Source organism: Sinomonas sp. G460-2 (assembly GCF_047759905.1).
GTDB lineage: Bacteria > Actinomycetota > Actinomycetes > Actinomycetales > Micrococcaceae > Sinomonas.
The window spans coordinates 1-4,665 of record NZ_JBKZWT010000286.1 but is presented as its reverse complement, the minus strand read 5'-3'; the positions used below and the strand labels follow the sequence as shown (position 1 = coordinate 4,665).

Annotated in this window: 4 protein-coding genes; all 4 read left to right on the top strand. The window is 66.2% G+C overall.

Features of this window, described 5'->3' with window-relative positions:
• Positions 1-288: carboxypeptidase-like regulatory domain-containing protein (locus tag ACLN58_RS18175; protein WP_415856649.1), on the top strand; the 288-nt coding region annotated here is incomplete at its 5' end.
• A gap of 135 nt (positions 289-423) precedes the next feature.
• Positions 424-1,422: a LacI family DNA-binding transcriptional regulator gene (locus ACLN58_RS18170; protein ID WP_415856648.1), complete on the top strand. Its 999-nt coding sequence runs from the start codon at positions 424-426 to the stop codon at positions 1,420-1,422.
• Positions 1,423-1,565: 143 nt separating this feature from the next.
• The gene (locus ACLN58_RS18165; RefSeq protein WP_415856647.1) at positions 1,566-3,440 is read left to right on the top strand and encodes a glycoside hydrolase family 2 protein; all 1,875 of its coding nucleotides are present in this window, start codon (positions 1,566-1,568) and stop codon (positions 3,438-3,440) included.
• Positions 3,433-4,665 (top strand): ABC transporter substrate-binding protein (locus ACLN58_RS18160; protein WP_415856646.1); only part of this gene is annotated, 1,233 nt, incomplete at its 3' end. The genes ACLN58_RS18165 and ACLN58_RS18160, both read left to right, overlap by 8 nt.

Sequence of the window (4,665 nt, the reverse complement as noted above, 5' to 3'; positions counted from 1 at the left end):
TACGGCTACATCACGGCCGGGCCGACCTGCCCGGTCGAGCGACCGGACCAGCCGTGTCCCCCACGCCCGGTCTCGGCCGTCGTCGAGGCCCGCGACTCGGGTGGCAGCACGTTAGCGTCGGCGACCAGTGACTCCTTCGGCCGCTACGCGCTGGGCCTCTCCCCCGGCACCTACGTCCTCGTCGTCGTCACCGCGAACGGCTGGCCGCGCTGCCCCGACACCCGCGTGACGGTGCCGCCAGGTTCGGCCGCGCGCGCGGACATCTCGTGCGACACGGGGATCCGGTGAGGCGCATTCACCAGGAACTGGCGCTGGCCCCACGTGTCGGCCAGCCGCCTCGATGCCGACCCGCCGTTCCCGAGGTTAGGATGATTTTGGCTGTTTGCCTCGTGGCAACAGCACCAAATCATCGAGGGGAGTCCAGTGGCGTCGCGTCGCGAAGTCGCAGAGGCGGCGAACGTGTCGGTGCGGACGGTGTCGAACGTGGTCAACGGGTTCGACCATGTCGCGCCGGCAACACGGGAGCGCGTACTGCGTGCAATCAATGAGCTCGAGTATCGGCCGAGCGAGCTCGCCCGGAGTCTGAAGGTGGGCCGGTCGGGACTCATCGGGCTGATGCTCCCCGAGCTGGACACGGCCTACTTCGCCGAGCTGACCCGCGCCTTCGTGGAGGGGGGCGCCGAGCGGGGCCTCACTGTCGTGGTGGACCAGACGAACGGTGACCGCGATCGCGAGCTGGCGCTCCTGCGCAGGACCTCCGGAGGCTCGCTGTTCGACGCACTCGTGCTGAGCCCGCTGGCCCTTCAGGCCGAGGACCTCGAGGGATTCGCCGCGGGGCCGCTGGTATTTCTCGGCGAGGACGAGTTCCCGGGCTTCGACAAGGTGATGATCGACAACTTTCGGGCCGCCCGCGAGGCCGTGGAGCACCTGGTCAGGCAGGGCCGCCGCCGCATAGCCGCCATCGGCGCCGAACGCACGGGCCACAATTCGAGCTCGCTTCGCCTCGATGGGTACCGCGCAGCCATCCGCTCGCACAGCGATCTCGGGCTGCCCGAGATCGTGGAATACGTGGACGGATTCAGCCGGACTCAGGGCGCGGCGGCGATGCGGCGCCTGATGGGAGCGGGAGGCCGCCCGGATGCGATCTTCTGCTTCTCAGACGCATTGGCGCTCGGCGCGCTGCGCGTTCTGCATGAGACCGGGATATCAGTCCCGGACGAGATCGCCGTGGTCGGGTGGGACGACATTGAGGACGGACAGTTCGCGTTCCCCTCGCTGACCACCGTGAGTCCGGACAAGCTGTGGATCGCCGACACCGCACTGGATCGCATCACCCGGCGCCTCAGCGGGGAGGAGCTCGAACCCGAGGTCCTCATTGGCCCGCATCGGCTCGTGATCAGGGAGAGCGCTCCCACCATCTGACCCCGCGGCACGGAGGCGCTGGATCGGATCTGAATATTTCCCCACCAGCTATTTGCATCGAGGCAAACCTCGGTTAGCATCATCGAGTTGCATTTGCATCGAGGAAAATTGACGATCTGACAACGGCGTCCGCTGATGAGTCCGTGCCCCGGCCGGAGTATCCGCGCCCGCAGTTCGCACGCGACCGGTGGCTCAATCTGAACGGGGTGTGGGACTTCGGTCTCGGCCCCCAGGAAGGGGCGCCGTCGGGCTGGAGTCTCGAGCGAACCATCCTCGTGCCGTTCGCCCCGGAGTCGGTCCGTTCGGGGATCGGCCACACCGACTTCCTCGACGCCGTGCGGTACCGGCGCGAAGTGGCAGTCCCCCAGGACTGGTCCGGTGACCGACTCCTGCTGCACTTCGGCGCGGCCGACTTCTACAGCACGGTTTGGATCGACGACGTCGAGGTCGGCCGGCACCGCGGTGGCTTCACCCCATTCTCCTTCGACATCACCGACGCGGTCGCGGACGGTACGTTTGTCCTGTCCGTCCTCGTCGAGGACGATTCCCAGTCGGTTCAGGCGCGCGGCAAACAATCCCGCCGGACGGAGAACTACGAGGCCTTCTATACCCGTACCACGGGGATCTGGCAGACCGTGTGGCTCGAGCCGGTGCCCGCCGCGCGCTTCGGGCGCCCGGTCATCCGTCCCGACCTCCCGTCGTCGTCCTTCGCTGTGGAGTTGGACGTCGTAGCCCCTAGGGCAGGCCTCACCGCCCGGGTCGAAGTGTCCGACGACGGCGGGCTCGTCGCCTCCGGGTCAGCGCCAGTCGTCGCGCAGGTTACCCCCGTGCTCACGCTGTGCATCCCGGACGACCGCCTGCGCACATGGTCGCCCGAGGACCCCCATCTCTACCGGGTCAGCTTCACCCTGCTCGAGGACGGAGCGGTCGTCGTCGATGAACTCGAAAGCTATGCCGGGATGCGCTCGGTGGCGATCGACGGACGTCGCGTCCTGCTCAACGGCCTCCCCGTTTTCCAGCGACTCGTACTCGATCAGGGCTACTGGGCGGACACCCTCATGACGGCGCCGAGCGATGAGGCCCTCGAAGCCGACATCACGCTGGCGAAGGCCGCGGGATTCAACGGCGCGCGGTTGCACCAAAAGGTCTTCGAAGAGCGCTACCTCTTCCACGCCGATCGACTGGGCTACCTCGTTTGGGGCGAGTTCGGGGACTGGGGCGCCAACGTTGACTCCGCAGGACGGCAGGAGCCCACAGTGTCCTTCGTGACCGAATGGGTGGAGGCCCTCACCCGGGACCTCTCGCATCCTTCGATCATCGGCTGGTGCCCCCTCAACGAGACCTACGAGCCAATCAGCACGAGATTGACGGTGCTCGATGACGCAACGAAGGCGCTCTATTCGATCACCAAGGCGATCGACCCCACGCGCCCTGTCATCGACGCCTCCGGCTACGCGCACCGCGTCCCCGGAGCCGACATCTACGATTCCCACCTCTACGAGCAAGATCCTGATGCCTTCGCGCGCCTCATGAGTGGTCTCGCTGACGGTCGCCCCTACGTCAACTCCGCGCCCGACGGGACCGTGTGGTCCCTGCCGTACGGGGGCCAGCCGTACTTCTGCAGCGAGTTCGGCGGCATCTGGTGGTCCGATGTGGACGGGGACGGCGACACATCGTGGGGCTACGGCGAAGCGCCGGCAACGCGGCAGGAGTGGCTCGAGCGCTTCCGCCGGTTGGTCGACACCCTGCTCGACGACCCCGACATGTTCGGCTACTGCTACACCCAGCTCACCGACGTCTTCCAAGAGAAGAACGGCATCCTCGACTTCGGCCGCGCGCCGAAATTCGAGCTTCGCCTCCTGCACGAGATCCAGTCGCGGCCAGCGGCCTACGAACTCGTCGACACCCGACCGCGCGACCCAGAGAGTGCCAGGGCACGAGAAGAAGCACCCGAGGCGATCGCATCCCGCGACGCCGAACCATCATCACATCACAAGGAAGTGGACTCCCATGCGTAAGAAGTTCATCACGGCTGCCGCCGCCACCGCGGCCGCACTGGTGCTCGCCGGATGCTCGTCAGGGGCAGACGCGACGGGTGGCGACGGCAAGACCACGCTCACCGTCGTCGGATTCGAGGGCGGCGGAACCGAGCTGGCCGACATCCCCCAGATCAACGCGGACTTCCAGAAGAAATACCCAGACATCAAGATCGAGTACAAGTACGTCGCGAACGGCGAGTACGACCAGTACAACAACACGCGCCTCGCCGCCGGCACCGCGGCCGACGTGCTCATGACAAACCCCACGCGCGTCCAACAGTGGCAGAAGCAGGGCTACCTCGCGGACCTCAGCGACCAGGCCTGGGCCACGCAACTGTTGCCGAACGTCGCCCCCTTCGGCCAGATCGACGGCAAGACCTACGCCTTCACGCAGCAGAACATCCCGATCGGCCTCTACGCCAACCTCGACATCCTCAAGAAGGCCGGCATCACGACCGTGCCACAGACTTGGCCGGACTTCCTCACAGCCCTGCAGAAGCTCAAGACGGCCGGGCAGCCCGGGCTGCTGCTCGCCAACCAGGGCGGCTGGACCAGTGAGCAGCTGACCCTGGCACTCGCGGCAAACCTCCTGCCCTCATCCTGGGGGGCGGGATACGACACCGGCCAGTCGAGCTGGAACCCGACTTACTCGCCAGTCTTCGACCACATCAAGGAACTCCTGACCTCCGGCACCGTGGACGGCAAACTGATGAACGGAATCGAGCCGTTCAACACCGGCAACGCCGACTTCACCTCCGGCAAGTGGGCCTTCACCGTGATGGGGGCGTGGGAATTGCAGAACTTCGAGAAGAACGCCAAGTTCGACTTCTCCTTCAACCCGTTCCCTGGTGGGGACGCGGGCAGCCAGCCCAACGGCGTGACGTTCGTGGGATCGGGTTGGGGTGTCAACGCGGCAAGCTCCCATAAGGACGCCGCAGAGAAATACGTCGCGTTCATGGCTGACCCCGCGAACGACAGCCGCTACCTCGCCGCAGAGAACTCCTTCACGACGCTGAGGAGCGTGCCAAGCCCAACCATGACGAAGGCCACCGCCTACGTGGACGCCTTCAACGCCGGTCACTCCCAGGTTTCGCCGATCGAGTACCTGCACTACCCGACCTACGAGCAGCAGTTCTGGAAGGTTGGGACCTCCCTGTTCAACGACCCGTCCCAGTCGACGAGTACCCTTCTGACGCAGCTGGAC